This is a genomic window from Hwanghaeella sp. LZ110, assembly GCF_048892525.1.
GTDB lineage: Bacteria > Pseudomonadota > Alphaproteobacteria > UBA8366 > Aestuariispiraceae > Pacificispira.
In genome coordinates this window covers 36,502-51,764 of sequence record NZ_JBLZHT010000007.1, presented here as the reverse complement: position 1 = coordinate 51,764, position 15,263 = coordinate 36,502, and the positions used below count along the sequence as shown (strand labels likewise).

The following is a 15,263-nucleotide window of genomic DNA, read 5'->3' as shown; positions in this document are numbered from 1 at the left end:
GGCTTCTCCCCCGCCATCTGGTACCGCTGTCTCCCTCACATCACGGCACTTCCCCTGTGCATATGGGTATTCCGAGCAGGTAGTCAAATACAAGATGTAAAACGGTTGAACGGCGCGTTTACTTGAATAAAATCTGCGGTAGCCACAGGGCGATTTCCGGCCAGATGGTGATAATCGCGACAGCGGCCCCCATCAGAATGAAGAAAGGCAAGGCGGCAATTGCGACACGATTGACCGGTATCCCCGTTAAGCCCTGCAAGACGAACAGGTTAAAACCGACAGGCGGCGTCATCTGACCCAGTTCCACCATCAGCACCAGAAACACACCAAACCAGATGGGGTCGAATCCCATCGCGATGATCGGGGGCAGGGTTATGGGCAGGCTCATCACCACAATCGATATGCCATCCAGGAACAGCCCAAGGACGATGTAGAAAACCGCCAATATCATGATCAGGCCATAGGGTCCGATATCCAGAGCCGCAATCGCGGTCGCGACATCCTGGGGTACATGCATATAGCCCATTGCAGTGGACAGGAAGGCTGCGGCAACCAGAATGGAACAGACCATGGCAGACGACCGCACTGCCCCCATCAGGCTTTCCGTGATCATTTTCCAGGACATCTGACCTGTGCCGATAACCAGAACCAGGGTTCCCAGCACACCAACAGCGGCGGCTTCCGATGGGGTTGCCAGGCCGGAATAGATAGCCCCTAGAACAATGATGATCAGACCCAATACTGGGCTTAGATCCTTGAATGACTGAAACACAGTGGTTGCGTCATCTGTATTTTTGGGCGCAAGGGCCGGGTTGATTTTGCATCTAAGTGCAATATACGCGGAATATAGGAAGGCAACCAGAAGCCCGGGCAAAACGCCTGCAGCGAACAGTTGGGAAATTGATACTTCTGCCAGGACACCATAGATGATCATGACGATCGATGGTGGGATTAACAGGCCCAGACTGCCTGCTCCGGCCAGCGACCCAATGGACAGTTTTTCGTCATAGCCGCGACGTTTCAGTTCCACGGATGTGATCTTGCCTACGGTTGCCGTGGTTGCGGCTGATGATCCAGAGACAGCGGCAAACAAAGTCGACCCAACAACATTTGTATGGATCAGGCCGCCGGGAATATGGCGCACCAGCGGCGCCAAGCCCCGAAACAGTTTGGAAGATATGTCCGTGCGCAGAATCATCTCCCCCATCCAGATGAACAGGGGGATGGCCGCCAATTCCCATGAACTGGCGCTGCGGAACAGGATCTTCCCCAGAATCGCGCCAATGCGATGCGCCGGGAAATCCAGAACCAGGAACAAACCGCTGGTCGATACCAACAGCAGCCCGATGAAAACCCAAACGCCGCTGCCCAGGAAGAGAAGAATCAGGAGCAGAACGGTCAAGCCTGCGACTATCGCATCCATTATTCGGTTCCTTCGCTGTCAATCGGGTTGCCGCCCGCCGCAACGCGCAGGAAATATGCGAATAGTTGGAGCATAAGAAAGATCAAACCCAGCCATACCGCCCCGACGGGGATCCATAATGGGACTTCTGCGATGCTTTCTGACACCGATCCCCGGGTCCAGTTGCGCAAGGCATCACGACCGACCCACCAGGCGCAGAATCCGGCCATCCCAAAGCTGCTGGAGATACAGAAGAGTTCAACCCACCGACGCAGACGGCCCTTTAGACGGGTGATTGCAAGATCAACCCGGATCAAAGAGCCGGTTTCCAGCGCATAGCCAAGGGAAAGGAACGTCATCGCCGCAACGGCGTATCCGACAAATTCATCCAGCACGAAGGTTGATGTCGAAAACAGCGTGCGCAGGATAATCTCATAAATGATGTGAACGAGTACATAAAACAGCAGAAGGGCGGCTATGGCCCCGGCGATCCGATTGATCGTCGACACCACACGATTGATCATTGCGATCATCAGGCCGCCCCCCCGGTCGTTAGCTTACTGTGTCAAACCTAGTCTTACTTAAGGTAGGCGTCGAGAATTGCCTGACCTTTGGCCCCCGTTTTCTCGAGCCATTCCGACCGCGCCTTTTCGCCCGCTTTGTTCAGCGCCTCAAGGTAGCCCGCATCTACGCCGGTTACGACGGTCAAACCATTGGCCTTCATTTCGGCATAGTTCTGTTCCACACGCTTTTCAAGGGCAGCCCAGACATGGTCTTCCGCTGCCTTTGCTGCGGTTAGGACTGCTTCTTTATTGGCGTCCGACAGGTCATTCCAGACATCCAGATTAATGTGGATCATGTTCAGGGGCATGGCATAATTCACTTCCGTGAAATGGCTCAGTTGCTCCCAGAACTTTGCATTCGTGCCCCCTTCTGCAGAAGTCAGAACCGCGTCGATCCCACCAGTGGAAAGCTGCGGTACAACATCCGCCCAGCTGAGCTGGATTGGGGCTGCGCCTGCTTCCTGAAGGGTAATCGTGCCGTTGGCATCATAGGTGCGGATTTTCAGGTTCGCCAGAGCATCCAGGCTATCAACTGGCTTCTTTGCCCAGATGCCTGATGGGGGCCATGGAGAGGCCCACAGCAGTTTTTGGTTATTCGCTGCAAATACTGCGTCATAGTCCGCCTTTGCTGTCAGGTACAGCTTACGCGAATCAGCAGGCGTCTTTGCCAGGAAAGGCAATGATGGCAGCAGAAACATTGGGTCAATGCCGCCCAGGGGGCCGACATATGTGTCTGCAATAGGCAATGCACCATCGGCAACGGCATCCAACTGGTCTTTCGACTTAAAGCCAATGGACCCGCCGAAATGGTGCGTGATTTCAATCGCACCATTGGTCAGTTCATTTAATTTTTGAGAGAAGACCTTATCGCCTTCCGCGTGGATTGACGTATCGTTATATTCGTTCGCCATGTCCCAGGTGATTTCAGCGGCCTGTGCAATGACCGGGCTGAAAGCCAGCGCTGCCGCGGCCAATACGGTGGTTAGTTTGCTCATAATAATGATCCCTATTCTGTCTGAAGTCACCGGTCTGCCCAGTTCATCCGGGTCAAGTCCGCGACTGATGGTCCCCAAAGGGCACAGTCTATTGACCAATCTTAGCTGGTCAGGTCTGTGCCGCCAACATCTTCCCGTCCGCAATTATGCTCATATCGGTGAAGGCGTAACAACAATCACGATTTATCAATAAATTGTCAACGTTCAATTTTGTATCACTGGTTTTTGCAATTTTATACAAGCCTGTGCTTGGATTCGGTGATAGGAAAACGCCATTATGTCGATGATAACGCAAGAAGCCGCCGTAAATCAGGACAGCTTGTCCAAGCGCGATCAGGTCAATTTCTGGCGTGATCCGCGATGGGAGGACTTGGAATGCCTGCATGCGACTTTTGTTAATCACAGCTATTCACCCCATACCCATGATACCTATGTCATGGGCGTTATAGAACAGGGTGTTGAGTGTTATCGCCTCAACGGGGTGAATCGTCGCGCGGTTGCGGGCGATGTGTGTATCGTTAATCCTGGTGAAGTGCATGATGGAAGCCCAGGTGAAAACGGATATCGCTATCGCATGTTCTATCCCTCTGTTTCTTTGATATCGGGAATAAGTGAGCAGGTGACGGAACGCCCGACTGGTCAGGTGCATTTCAGGAATGCCCTGTTTCAGGACAATGAGGTTTGGCGGCTGTTGGCCGGGGCCCATTATGCCCTGCAGACCGCCCCACAATCACTGGAGCGGGATTCCGCCTTGACTGAGGCCGCGACACTGTTGGTCAAACGCCATGGTGAATTGCGCGGACCCGTCATCGGGATCGGGCGGGAGGCCTCTGCGATTCGGCGCGTTTGTGAGTATATTCAGGATAATCTGGATCAGGATTTGGATCTTTCCATTTTGGCCCAACTGGTCGGGTTCAGCCCCTATCGATTGATCCGCAGTTTTCGATTGGCGCTTGGAGTGACACCCCATGCCTGGGTTATCGGGTGTCGGGTGAAACGGGCCAAAGAGTTTCTGGCACAAGGTCACATGCCGGTCGATGTTGCCGTATCCTGTGGCTTTTATGATCAGGCGCACATGACTCGACTCTTCAAAGGCGCCATCGGTGTCACGCCCGGTAAGTACCGCACGGCCTTTTTGCAATAATCTACAATAATGACCGGGTCGGTCCTGATAGACCCCTTCTCATCAATGAGATGGGGAGTGTGTTATGGACCGACCTGGTTTCTGGCCCGAATTGCGGCGGGGGTTTTTGGATATTCTGCCCCTGATGGCGGGGGTTGTCCCCTTTGGCTTGCTGTTTGGGACATTGGCCGTCCAAAAGGGCCTCAGCCCGCTGGAGGTCATTTTGATGTGTGCCACGACCTATGCCGGGGGCGCGCAATTCGTGTCTATTGATGTCTGGGCAACACCGGTGCCGGTCTTTGCCGTTGTGCTGGCCACCGCCCTTGCCAATACGCGCTATTTCCTGATGGGGGCAGCCCTGCGCCCGCATGTCCGGCACTTGCCTGTCGCGACCAAGGCCTGGTTTGTTGCAATCCATTCTGATGAGACCTGGGCATTGGCGATCAAGCGCGGTGGCAGTGCCCAATTGACGACGGGTTATGTCGTCGGGTTGACGGTGTTGTTTTATCTGAACTGGCCCATTTCCTGCGCGATTGGCGCCTGGCTGGGCAGCGCGATTGAAAACCCCGCGCGGTTTGGCGCGGATTTTATGTTCGTTGCCATGTTTCTGTGTCTGATCCGGGGGATGTGGCAGGGGCGCACGTCCTTGGTCGCAGTGCTTGGGTCGGCGCTGTGCGCGCTGGTGGCGCATCTCTGGTTGCCCGGATACTGGTACATATTTCTTGGCGCATTAGGAGGGATGGCCACTGTCGCCCTGTTGTATCGTAACACTGTGACTGCAGGGGCATCGGCATGACACTTGATCCTGTTCATCTGCTGACCTTGTTGGGTATGGCGGCAGTAACGCTGTTGTTTCGAGTCGGTGGGTATATCCTGGTGCGCTATGTAACACCGGTTGGTCGTGTGAAGGTGGCAATGGAAGCAATGCCTGCCGCCGTATTGACGGCCCTGGTCGTCCCGATGACCCTGACGACCGGCCTGGCGGAGAGTGTGGCCGCATTGGTTACCGTTCTGGCGGCGTTGCGATTGCCCCTGATCGTCGCGGTTTGCCTGGGCACAGCGACAGTAGTGGCACTGCGCATATTTATTTGAGTGAAATGTCTGCACCATCGTTGACAATTTATTGATAAATTATCATTGTTGCTGTGTTCGGATATAAGGAAAGACAGCATCATGACCAACACGGCGCAAGAAAATCAGGATCAACGGGACGGCTGGCAGTTCTGGATTGACCGGGGTGGCACGTTCACTGATGTGGTGGGGCGCAAGCCGGATGGTACGCTGTTGACCCACAAGCTGCTGTCGGAAAATCCTGAAGCCTATTCTGATGCGGCGGTTCAGGGAATTCGTGACCTGTTGGGCCTGAAGAAGGGCGACCCTATTCCGTCTGACAAGATCGATGCCGTGAAGATGGGAACGACCGTTGCCACCAATGCGCTGTTGGAGCGCAAGGGCGACCGCACTTTGTTGGTGGTCACGAAAGGCTTCCGCGATCAATTGCGCATTGCCTATCAGGCGCGCCCGCGTCTGTTCGACCGCAATATTATCCTACCGGAATTGCTGTACGACCGGGTTGAGGAAGTGGTGGAGCGGATTGATGCCAGGGATGCTGTTCTCACGCCTCTGGATTTAGACGATCTGCGCCCGAAGCTACAGGCTGCTTTTGATGATGGCATTCGCTCTGTCGCCATCGTGCTGATGCATGCCTATCGCGTGTCGGATCATGAAATTAAAATCGCCGATCTGGCGCGGGAAATCGGGTTTACTCAGGTTTCGACCAGCCATGAAACCAGTCCACTGATTAAATTTGTCGGGCGCGGCGATACCACTGTGGTGGATGCCTATCTGTCGCCCATTTTGGGGCGCTATGTGCGCCAGGTTGCCGGTGAATTGGGAGATGTACGTCTGCAATTCATGCAATCTAATGGTGGATTGACGGATGCAAAGCTGTTCCAGGGCAAGGACGCCATTCTGTCGGGTCCAGCAGGTGGCATTGTCGGGTCGGTAAAGACGGCGGAACAGGCTGGCTTCGATCAGGTCATTACCTTCGATATGGGGGGCACCTCAACCGATGTTGCCCACTATAATGGCGAATACGAGCGGGCTTTTGAGACCCTGGTTGCGGGTGTGCGCATGCGCGCGCCCATGATGCTGATCCACACCGTTGCTGCGGGTGGGGGATCGATCTGTCAATTTGATGGGGCGCGATTCCGCGTTGGGCCGGAAAGCGCCGGGGCCAATCCAGGACCGGCTGCCTATCGTCGCGGTGGTCCTTTGGCGGTGACCGATTGCAATGTGATGCTGGGGAAATTGCAGCCGCAATTCTTCCCGCCTGTCTTTGGTCCCAATCAGAATGAGCCACTGGACGCTGATGCGGTCCATAAGAAATTCGCCGCCCTGGCGAAAGAGGTTGAGGCCGCGACGGGTGAGGCGCGCAGCCCCGAAGAGATTGCTGAGGGATTCTTGAAAATCGCGGTCGAAAACATGGCCAATGCGATTAAGAAAATCTCCGTTCAGCGTGGCTATGATGTTACCGAATACGCGCTGCAATGCTTTGGTGGGGCCGGGGGACAGCATGCCTGTCTGATCGCCGATACATTGGGCATGACAAAGGTTCTGATCCATCCCTTTGCTGGGGTTCTGTCGGCCTATGGCATGGGTCTGGCCGATATCCGCGCGATGCGGGAACGCTCTGTCGAGCAGCCCATGGATGAAAGCCTTTTGAGTCGCCTGAGCACGGAACTGGATGGCATGGCTGGGGAGGCAGAAAAAGAACTGATCCGCCAGGACGTGCCTAACGATCGCACCGAAATCCTGCGCAAGGTTCATATCCGCTATGATGGGTCTGATACAGCGCTGGAAGTCCCCTTTGGGTCCCTGGACGCTATGTCCGAGGCCTTTAAGGAAGCGTATCGTTCGCGGTTTGGCTTCCTGATGGGCAGTAAGGGGCTGGTTGCCTCCGCCCTGTCCGTCGAAGCAATTGGCCGGACTTTTGACCTGTCGGTGGATGATCTGGCGACCCGTCAGGCAACGCCGGAACCAATGGAGACCATCACCGCCTATATGGCTGGGAAATCGGTTCAGGCGCCCGCTTATGACCGCGATAAAATGGCCCCAGGCCAGAAGATCAAAGGCCCCGCAATCGTTGTGGAGCGGACCGGGACCAATATTGTCGAGCCCGGCTGGGAAGCGGAGATGACCGCGATTGGCAACTTGATCCTGACCCGCGTGGAGGCGCTGCCCCGCCAGGTTGCCATTGGTACGACCAGCGACCCGGTGATGCTGGAAGTCTTCAACAATCTGTTCATGTCGATTGCCGAACAGATGGGTTACACGCTGCAGAACACGGCCTATTCGGTCAATATCAAGGAACGTCTGGATTTCTCCTGCGCCGTCTTCGATTCCTCGGGTAATCTGATCGCCAATGCCCCGCATATGCCGGTACATCTGGGGTCCATGGGGGAAAGTGTCCGTGCCGTTGTTCGCAATAATGAAGGCGCTATCAAGCCGGGCGACGCCTATGTCCTGAACAATCCCTATAATGGCGGGACCCATTTGCCAGACGTTACCGTTGTAACCCCTGTTTTTGATGACGCAGGCAGTCGCATCCTGTTCTTTGTCGCCAGCCGCGGGCACCATTCCGATATTGGTGGGCGCACGCCAGGGTCGGCCCCGCCGGATTCAAAGCATATCGATGAAGAAGGTGTGTTGATCGACAATTTCAAACTGGTCAATCAGGGTCGCTATCGGGAAGAAGACTTCCGCAAGGTCCTGTTGGGGGCGAAATATCCCGCCCGCAATCCAGATCAGAACCTGGCGGACCTGCGTGCCCAATTGGCCGCCAATGAAAAGGGCGTCCAGGAATTGGGCAAGATGGTCGATCATTTCGGATTGGACACGGTTGAGGCCTATATGGGCCATGTGCAGGATAATGCCGAAGAATCGGTGCGCCGCGTGATTGATGTCCTGAAGGATGGCAGTTTCGACTATCCCATGGATAATGGTCAGACCGTTCGCGTCAAGATCACCATCGACAAACCCAATCGCGGTGCGACGGTGGACTTCACCGGCACCAGCCCTCAGGGTCAGAATAATTTTAATGCCCCGGCGGCGGTGTGTAAGGCGGCGGTATTGTACGTCTTCCGCACATTAGTCGAAGATGATATCCCGATGAATGAGGGGTGCTTGAAACCCATCGACATCATTCTGCCGGAAGATTGCATGCTGAACGCCCGCTATCCCGGTGCTGTGATTGCCGGGAATGTGGAAACGTCCCAGATCGTCACCGATGCGCTGTATGGCGCGCTGGGCGTGATGGCTGCAGCCCAGGGGACGATGAATAACTTCGTCTGGGGCAATGATCGGTATCAGTATTACGAAACCGTCTGCGGTGGATCAGGGGCAGGGCCAGACTTCGATGGGACCGATGCTGTGCATACCCATATGACCAACAGCCGCCTGACCGATCCGGAAATCCTGGAATGGCGTTTGCCAGTATTGCTGGAAAGCTTTGAAATCCGCAAAGGGTCGGGCGGTGTCGGGCGTCATCATGGGGGTGATGGCGTGCGCCGGCGCGTGCGCTTCCTGGAGGCGATGGATGTCGTCATCCTGGCCAATCACCGCATCGTGCCACCCTATGGCATGGCAGGCGGGGGAGACGCCGCTGTTGGCCGCAACTGGATCGAGCGCACGGACGGCAGCATTGAGATGATGACCGCAACCGACATGCGGGCAGTTGAAGCAGGCGATGTCTTCGTATTGGAAACCCCGGGCGGCGGCGGCTATGGCAAGGCCGATGAAACAGCCCAGGCGGCGGAGTAGGCCAATGACCAAAAGCCGTATCGTCTCTTCCTCGCATTTGGTTTCCGAAAAGGCCGCAGAGCTGAGTGAGTATGAATATGGCCTTATGGTCAGTTGGCATGCCTTCCAACGCTGGGTATCGCGCTGCATGGCGGCGGCTGGTTATGCGGATCTGGCGTCACTGGATATTCTGGTGCTGCATTCGGTTAATCACCGCAACAGGGCGAAGCGCCTGGCGGATATTTGCTTTACGCTGAATGTGGAAGATACCCATACGGTCACATACGCGTTGAAGAAGCTGTTAAAGGCGGATCTGGTCACTGCTGAGAAGCGGGGAAAGGAGGTTTTTTACACAACCTCAGACCAGGGCCGGGATGCCTGTCAGAAATATCGTGAGGTCCGGGAGGCGTGTTTGGTGGATGCCTTTCAGGGCCTTGGGGGTGTAGACTCTCAGGAAATTACCGATGCGGCCAGGACTTTGCGGGCGCTCAGTGGCCTGTACGATCAGGCCGCGCGCAGTGCAACCAGCCTGTGATCTGAAGCACGTATCCTAAGAGAATTTCTCTTTTTCAGGGTATTGTGATCAATAATTGCGTCTCTTCGGCGCTGCTTCATGATTTTCGGTCTTTCTTTGAAGACCTGTAGAATCCCCCTTTTTTCCTATCAAAATCAGGCTCATATTTTGGGTAATAATATTTCAACTTCACCAAACAGAGGAGAAGTCCCCATGAGTGTGTTTTCGTCGAAAAGCTTTGATGGTCATGAAACCGTCGCCTTTCACAGTGATGCGAAAACCGGTTTAAAGGCGATTATTGCCATTCACAGCACGACCCTTGGCCCGGCACTGGGGGGCTGTCGCATGTGGGATTATGGGGATGATCAGGCGGCGCTGACCGATGTGCTGCGCCTGTCGCGGGGCATGTCTTACAAGAATGCGCTGGCCGGTCTGCCCTGGGGCGGTGGCAAGTCTGTCATTCTGGGTAATGCCAAGACCGATAAGACGCCCGCCATGATGCGGGAGATGGGTCGGTTCGTGGAAAATCTGGGCGGCCGCTATATCGTGGCGGAAGATGTTGGCACCAGTCCTGATGATATGTTGGAGGTTTCAAAGGAAACCCCTCATGTGCGCGGTGTGAAAGGGGTCGGTTTTGATCCGTCACCCGGCACCGCCTATGGCGTATTCAAAGGCCTTGAGGCGACTGTGCGCGCCCGGTTGGGTGCAACGGACCTGCAAGGCATCCGTGTCGCCGTTCAGGGTCTGGGGCATGTTGGCTATGATCTGGCGCGCCAGCTTCATGAGGCCGGTGCTGTCCTGACCGTCACCGATATCGATCAGGCGGCTTTGGCGAAGGCAGAGTCAGAATTGAACGCAACCGTGGTCGGTCTGGACGATATCTATGATGCCGATGTTGATGTTTATGCGCCCTGTGCGCTGGGGGCGTCGATCAATGACAAGACTGTGGATCGATTGCGCGCCAGTGTTGTGGCTGGGGCTGCCAACAACCAGTTGGCCGAAGATCGCCACGGGGATCGCCTCGCCCAGCGCGGTATTCTCTATGCGCCCGATTATGTGATTAATGCCGGTGGGGTGATCCACATCTATCACGAAGGTCCGAATTTTGATCGGGAAACGACCTTTGCGCATATCGCGCAGATTGGCGTTACCCTGGAAGAAATCTATCAGCGGGCCAAGAAGGAAGGCATCGCGACCCATATCGCCGCGGATCGATTGGCGCTTGATCGATTGAACCCGGCTGGGCACTCTGCGGGTCTACACGCCGCAGAATAGGGATCCCGTTCCATGACCGCTGAACCGATCATCCTGGCCTATGCTGGGAAGACGCCAAAGATCGACCCCAGCGCCTATATTGCCCCAGGGGCCGTGCTGGTTGGTGATGTCACGATCGGGGCAGGCGTCAGTATCTGGTTTGGCTGTGTCCTGCGCGGTGATGATCAAAGCATCACTGTTGGCGATGGGTCGAATGTTCAGGATGGCACGGTTGTTCATGTCACCCTGGATACAGGGCCCACTGTGATCGGACAGAATGTGACGGTTGGGCATGGGGCCAGGCTGCATGGCTGCACGCTGGAGGATGGATGCCTGGTCGGGATCGGGGCCATCGTGCTGGATGGGGCTGTCGTGGGACAGGGTGCCTTTGTTGCTGCGGGCGCTTTGGTCGCACCAAACAAGAAGATTCCTTCCGGCGAGTTATGGGCAGGCAATCCTGCCCGGAAAATGCGCGATCTTCGCCCTGAAGATGCCGACTTTCTGGTCTTTGATGCACAGCATTACCAGCGTCTTACCCGGCAATATCGTGATGGGTCGCAATAGCGGCGTTAGTGCAAATGGCACGGTTCTAGCATTGGCTGGGCGAGATGCTTGCGCGGTCTAAAAGCTGCGCTACGGTACTTTCTGCTAAATGCCTTGCGGCCCTATCAAGTGAATTGGCGAATGATGGATAGATCGACTATAATTATGCGCATGAAACGTGGAACCAAACTTCTCCTTGCGGCGGGATTTGCCGGTGTCGTTGCGGTTGCCTGTGTCATGGGCGGCGGTATCTCCGCACCCGACGCGCGCGATACAGCCGCAAAAATGGATCAGTTTATCAGCGCCTATCGCGGGGGGCGGATCGGTCCAGAAGATCCCCATCGCGCCGACAGTCGCCTTTTCGCTCAGGCCTATCAGCGCGTCCGATATGCTTATGTTCGACCGACAGAGGATGTCGATTTGATGAAATCGGCAGAGGAGGGGATGCGGGAAAGCTTCCCAGACCCGACGGTGGCGTCGGACTCCGATTTGGTCGAGGCCGCGATCAACGGGATGATGCATTCGCTGGACGATTATTCTGTCTATATGGACCGAGATGCCTTTCAGAAATTGAATCAGGAGATCAATGGGGCATTTGGCGGTTTGGGGATTGAGATTAAGAAGGACCCCAAAGGGCTGGCGGTAATTTCCCCCATCGATGGGACGCCAGCGATGCGCGCGGGCGTGAAGTCTGGCGATGTCTTAACCCATGCCGACGGCGTTTCGCTGGCGGAAATGGATTTGCGCGATTCTGTTGAACTGCTGCGCGGCCCGCCTGGATCGGTGATTACCGTCACCATCGCACGGGAAGGCCAGGCGGATTTCGATCTGCCACTGACCCGGGAGGTTATTCGCATTCAGCGTGTGCGATATAGAATTGAAGACGATGGGATTGCCTATCTGCGCATTACCCATTTCGTGCGCGATACAGGCAGCGCGCTGCGCCGCGCCATGTCGGAGTTGAAACAACAGGCCGGGCCGAACGGCTTGAAAGGCTATGTGGTTGACCTGCGCAGCAATCCGGGCGGCCTGTTGGATGAAAGTATCGATGTCGCGGGAGCCTTTCTCAGAGGGGGGCTGGTTGTTTCCACGCGCAGCCGGACAGATAGTCAGGAATTTGATGCCGATTATGCAGATCCCAGCGAAGGCCTGCCGGTCGTCGTTTTGATCAATAAAGGCTCGGCCAGTGCATCAGAGATTGTCGCCGGTGCAATCAAATATCGCGACCGCGGTCTGGTGATCGGCGAGCGCAGCTATGGCAAAGGCTCTGTTCAAACGACCTATGAATTCAGCGGCGGCGGCGGTCTAAAACTGACGACGGCGCTGTATTATACGCCCAGTGGCAAGTCGGTTGACGGGGGCATCGAACCCACCATTGCCGTGCTGGATGATCCAGAGACGGAGGAAGTGGATGAGGCCTTGGATAAGGCGTTGAGCCTTGTGAAAGATCTGTCCAGCGGAGCCTTGACCCTGGCACCATCCGGCGTTGTGCAGAACTAAAGCCTATGACAGCATTTCAGATTGTCCCTGCCGGACCGGGCGATATGGCGAAAATCGGTCCTTTGGTCGCCGAAATGCTGGCTTTCTATAAAACACCAATGCCTGTTGAAGAGGCTGAACTTGCGACCATTCTGGAACAGGATGGCCCGGCAGGGGCGGGTGCCTATGACTGTCTTATTGCCTGGACCCAGCCAGGAGAGCAATCGAAGCCCCTCGGCTTTGCAATGTATTCGACCGTCTATGAAGCGGCCTTTGTGGGAAATGGGATTTTCCTGCGGGACCTCTATGTGACAGAGGAAGCGCGTGGCAAACGGGTTGGAAAGGCCCTGATGACGCATCTGGCGCAAATTTGTCTGGACCAGGGATATCGCCGTATCGACTGGCATGCTGATAGACTGGATCTGCATGCCCGCGCATTTTACGAGTTGATTGCGCCGGACAGTTTCAAACTCAATCGGTTAAGCTATCGCGTTGAAGGGGATGCGCTCACTGCGCTGGCCTCCATTCCTATTGAATAAAAATGACAAAAGTCTTTCCATTTTATTAAGAAGACGCACTGTAAGATACGGTACATCGTCGCACGTGATGGAAAAGAATGCACAGGTTTAAGGCTCATGACAGCATCTGCACCAATACTGATAGTTGAAGATAATATCATCAATATGAGGTTGTTCAGCGATCTTCTCGTGGCGCTGGGCTATACCGTCTTTAAGGCCGGTGATGCGGAAAAGGCCCTGGAATTGCTGAAGGAAATTCGCCCTGGTGCGATTATAATGGATATCCAACTGCCGGGTATGTCAGGGGTGGAATGCACGAAGGCCATTCGGGCGAATCCTGACCTTGCAGATATTCCCATCATCGCTGTTACCGCGTTTGCCATGGCAGGGGATGAAGCACGGTTTCTGAAAGCGGGCTGCGATGATTATCTGTCCAAACCTATATCCGTTCCTGTTTTCGTAGAAACGGTCGCCCGGCATTATCGTTAAATCAACTCACAGAGAGTTTTTTAAGAGCCGACTCTAACCAGGTGATGCGCCGGTCGGCCTGTTCAATGTCAATTGCCAGCCAGTCTGCGATGGGATGTTCCCCGAATTCTTTGACCAGCTCTGCGGCACGGGCACGTTCGGTACGGACGATATCACTCAACAGGTCCAATTGGTCTTCCTGTGCCTCTTTTGGCAGATAGGTAAGAAACCGCAGTTTCAGTAGCAGTACCAAACGCCCGACATCATTTATCGGTGCTCTCAGTTGCGCACTCATCAGGTCTTCAAAAAGGCTGCGACCGGACTCCGTAATACGCAAAAGGGCGCGTTCATCATTTTCCGCATGTTCAACTGCGTCGGCCAACCCCTCTATTCGCAACAATTCCAGCGAGGACCCCAACAGATCCAGAGAGGGGCCTACGATACGTTGGGTGAAGAAACGAATTTCAGTCGCCAGATCGCCATAGCGGCAATCCTTTTCCATCAATGCGCCCAGGGCGAGCAGTCGGACCGCTTCGCCAGGGACCAAACTTCTATCGCCATACATCAGCATACTTTCTATTAGTTGCGAGTCGCTCGCAACAGACTTAAGGCCTTCGCCGCAGAAAATCCAGAAATGATTTTCGCAATGCGTCCAATACGATGGAACGCTATCCAAATGCCTTAGGAACAGCAATGCGGATTGCTGACAGTCAGCGCATTTTATGATGCAGTTACTCGGTGCAAATTACCCTGGTGACATGCCCCGCAACCGCTCGGAACGGCGACGTAACAGTTCCAGCGTGCTGAGCAGCAGGATGGATATCGCGATCAGCACGGTTGCAACGGCCAGAATGGTCGGGGATATCTGCTCCCGCAGGCCCGTGAACATCTGCCAGGGTAAGGTTTTCTGTCCTGCCGATCCAACGAATAGCACGACCACAACCTCGTCAAAGGAGGTGATGAAGGCAAACAGGCCACCGGAGATAACACCGGGCAGGATCAGGGGCATCTGAACCTTAACGAAAGTTGTGACCGGATTGGCCCCCAGACTGGCAGCCGCCCGAACCAGACTTCGGTCGAAACCAACCAGCGTGGCCGTGACGGTAATGATAACAAAGGGCGTTCCCAGGGCGGCATGCGCCAGAACCACGCCCCAATAGGTGCCCTGCAGGCCGATGCGGGAATAAAAGAAATACATGCCTGCAGCAGAGATAATCAGCGGCACGATCATCGGCGAAATCAGGATCGCCATGATCGCCCCTTTGAATGGGACATGCTGTTGTGACAGGCCAATTGCAGCCAGGGTGCCAAGACCGGTGGACAGCAATGTCGCCATTGGGGCAATGCGCAAACTGTTCCCCAATGCGCCCTGCCAATCGGAATTGGTGAAGAAGTCATTGTAGTGCTTCAACGAATAGCCGTCTGGATCCAATGCCAGCATTGCTTTGGTAAAGGTGAAAAAGTCTTCAGCGTTAAAGCTGAGCGGTACAATCACCATGATCGGCAACATCAGGAAGATGAAAATCAAGGTACAGATCGTCCGGAACCCGTAGTGCCAGGCAATTTGCGCCGATGATGCGTAGGGAGGAAGAGCAGCCATTGAT

At 55.1% G+C, this 15,263-nt stretch carries 15 protein-coding genes; 10 read left to right on the top strand and 5 right to left on the bottom strand.

The window, feature by feature from the left end:
* Window positions 1-118: 118 nt before the first annotated feature.
* Genes ACOSDM_RS14730 through ACOSDM_RS14720 form a run of 3 tightly spaced genes read right to left on the bottom strand, consistent with a single transcriptional unit; the run spans window position 119 to window position 2,960 of the window.
* A complete protein-coding gene (locus ACOSDM_RS14730; protein ID WP_420725304.1) occupies window positions 119-1,423 on the bottom strand; it encodes a TRAP transporter large permease in 1,305 nt (434 codons plus the stop codon).
* Window positions 1,423-1,935: a TRAP transporter small permease subunit gene (locus ACOSDM_RS14725; protein ID WP_420725303.1), complete on the bottom strand. Its 513-nt coding sequence runs from the start codon at window positions 1,933-1,935 to the stop codon at window positions 1,423-1,425. The genes ACOSDM_RS14730 and ACOSDM_RS14725 overlap by 1 nt, the downstream gene beginning before the upstream one ends.
* Before the next feature lie 44 nt (window positions 1,936-1,979).
* A complete protein-coding gene (locus ACOSDM_RS14720; RefSeq protein WP_420725302.1) occupies window positions 1,980-2,960 on the bottom strand; it encodes a TRAP transporter substrate-binding protein in 981 nt (326 codons plus the stop codon).
* A 277-nt stretch (window positions 2,961-3,237) separates the two neighbouring features.
* On the opposite strand from ACOSDM_RS14720, the gene ACOSDM_RS14715 reads away from it, so the two are divergent.
* The 10 genes from ACOSDM_RS14715 to ACOSDM_RS14670 all read left to right on the top strand — a co-directional run bounded on the left by ACOSDM_RS14715 (window position 3,238) and on the right by ACOSDM_RS14670 (window position 13,680).
* Window positions 3,238-4,104 carry an AraC family ligand binding domain-containing protein gene (locus ACOSDM_RS14715; protein WP_420725301.1) on the top strand — a complete coding sequence of 289 codons (867 nt, stop codon included), beginning with the start codon at window positions 3,238-3,240 and terminating at the stop codon, window positions 4,102-4,104.
* A gap of 64 nt (window positions 4,105-4,168) precedes the next feature.
* Window positions 4,169-4,879 carry an AzlC family ABC transporter permease gene (locus ACOSDM_RS14710; RefSeq protein WP_420725300.1) on the top strand — a complete coding sequence of 237 codons (711 nt, stop codon included), beginning with the start codon at window positions 4,169-4,171 and terminating at the stop codon, window positions 4,877-4,879.
* Entirely contained in the window at window positions 4,876-5,175 is a 300-nt protein-coding gene (locus ACOSDM_RS14705; protein WP_420725299.1) for an AzlD family protein, read from the top strand. The genes ACOSDM_RS14710 and ACOSDM_RS14705 overlap by 4 nt, the downstream gene beginning before the upstream one ends.
* Window positions 5,176-5,256: 81 nt before the next feature.
* Window positions 5,257-8,904, top strand: a complete 3,648-nt coding sequence (locus ACOSDM_RS14700; RefSeq protein ID WP_420725298.1) for a hydantoinase B/oxoprolinase family protein — start codon at window positions 5,257-5,259, stop codon at window positions 8,902-8,904.
* A 4-nt stretch (window positions 8,905-8,908) separates the two neighbouring features.
* A complete protein-coding gene (locus tag ACOSDM_RS14695; protein ID WP_420725297.1) occupies window positions 8,909-9,418 on the top strand; it encodes a winged helix DNA-binding protein in 510 nt (169 codons plus the stop codon).
* Between the two features lie 192 nt (window positions 9,419-9,610).
* Complete coding sequence (locus ACOSDM_RS14690) at window positions 9,611-10,672, top strand: Glu/Leu/Phe/Val family dehydrogenase (protein ID WP_420725296.1); 1,062 nt, start codon at window positions 9,611-9,613, stop codon at window positions 10,670-10,672.
* A 12-nt stretch (window positions 10,673-10,684) separates the two neighbouring features.
* Window positions 10,685-11,215, top strand: coding sequence for a gamma carbonic anhydrase family protein (locus tag ACOSDM_RS14685; protein WP_420725295.1), 531 nt, complete (start codon window positions 10,685-10,687; stop codon window positions 11,213-11,215).
* Between the two features lie 144 nt (window positions 11,216-11,359).
* Window positions 11,360-12,694, top strand: a complete 1,335-nt coding sequence (locus ACOSDM_RS14680; RefSeq protein WP_420725294.1) for a S41 family peptidase — start codon at window positions 11,360-11,362, stop codon at window positions 12,692-12,694.
* Between the two features lie 5 nt (window positions 12,695-12,699).
* Window positions 12,700-13,212, top strand: coding sequence for a GNAT family N-acetyltransferase (locus ACOSDM_RS14675; RefSeq protein WP_420725293.1), 513 nt, complete (start codon window positions 12,700-12,702; stop codon window positions 13,210-13,212).
* A gap of 96 nt (window positions 13,213-13,308) precedes the next feature.
* A complete protein-coding gene (locus ACOSDM_RS14670) occupies window positions 13,309-13,680 on the top strand; it encodes a response regulator (RefSeq protein WP_420725292.1) in 372 nt (123 codons plus the stop codon).
* 1 nt (window position 13,681) lies between these two features.
* On the opposite strand, the gene ACOSDM_RS14665 is transcribed toward ACOSDM_RS14670, so the two are convergent.
* Entirely contained in the window at window positions 13,682-14,230 is a 549-nt protein-coding gene (locus ACOSDM_RS14665; protein ID WP_420725291.1) for a hypothetical protein, read from the bottom strand.
* A 174-nt stretch (window positions 14,231-14,404) separates the two neighbouring features.
* Window positions 14,405-15,259: an ABC transporter permease gene (locus ACOSDM_RS14660; RefSeq protein ID WP_420725290.1), complete on the bottom strand. Its 855-nt coding sequence runs from the start codon at window positions 15,257-15,259 to the stop codon at window positions 14,405-14,407.
* Window positions 15,260-15,263: the final 4 nt, after the last annotated feature.

Excerpts from the sequence above, each read along its gene's own strand:
- ACOSDM_RS14730 (WP_420725304.1), bottom strand. The coding sequence starts at position 1,423 with ATGGATGCGATAGTCGCAGGCTTGACCGTTCTGCTCCTGATTCTTCTC.
- ACOSDM_RS14725 (WP_420725303.1), bottom strand. The coding sequence starts at position 1,935 with ATGATCGCAATGATCAATCGTGTGGTGTCGACGATCAATCGGATCGCC.
- ACOSDM_RS14720 (WP_420725302.1), bottom strand. The coding sequence starts at position 2,960 with ATGAGCAAACTAACCACCGTATTGGCCGCGGCAGCGCTGGCTTTCAGC.
- ACOSDM_RS14715 (WP_420725301.1), top strand. The coding sequence starts at position 3,238 with ATGTCGATGATAACGCAAGAAGCCGCCGTAAATCAGGACAGCTTGTCC.
- ACOSDM_RS14710 (WP_420725300.1), top strand. The coding sequence starts at position 4,169 with ATGGACCGACCTGGTTTCTGGCCCGAATTGCGGCGGGGGTTTTTGGAT.
- ACOSDM_RS14705 (WP_420725299.1), top strand. The coding sequence starts at position 4,876 with ATGACACTTGATCCTGTTCATCTGCTGACCTTGTTGGGTATGGCGGCA.
- ACOSDM_RS14700 (WP_420725298.1), top strand. The coding sequence starts at position 5,257 with ATGACCAACACGGCGCAAGAAAATCAGGATCAACGGGACGGCTGGCAG.
- ACOSDM_RS14695 (WP_420725297.1), top strand. The coding sequence starts at position 8,909 with ATGACCAAAAGCCGTATCGTCTCTTCCTCGCATTTGGTTTCCGAAAAG.
- ACOSDM_RS14690 (WP_420725296.1), top strand. The coding sequence starts at position 9,611 with ATGAGTGTGTTTTCGTCGAAAAGCTTTGATGGTCATGAAACCGTCGCC.
- ACOSDM_RS14685 (WP_420725295.1), top strand. The coding sequence starts at position 10,685 with ATGACCGCTGAACCGATCATCCTGGCCTATGCTGGGAAGACGCCAAAG.
- ACOSDM_RS14680 (WP_420725294.1), top strand. The coding sequence starts at position 11,360 with ATGCGCATGAAACGTGGAACCAAACTTCTCCTTGCGGCGGGATTTGCC.
- ACOSDM_RS14675 (WP_420725293.1), top strand. The coding sequence starts at position 12,700 with ATGACAGCATTTCAGATTGTCCCTGCCGGACCGGGCGATATGGCGAAA.
- ACOSDM_RS14670 (WP_420725292.1), top strand. The coding sequence starts at position 13,309 with ATGACAGCATCTGCACCAATACTGATAGTTGAAGATAATATCATCAAT.
- ACOSDM_RS14665 (WP_420725291.1), bottom strand. The coding sequence starts at position 14,230 with ATGCTGATGTATGGCGATAGAAGTTTGGTCCCTGGCGAAGCGGTCCGA.
- ACOSDM_RS14660 (WP_420725290.1), bottom strand. The coding sequence starts at position 15,259 with ATGGCTGCTCTTCCTCCCTACGCATCATCGGCGCAAATTGCCTGGCAC.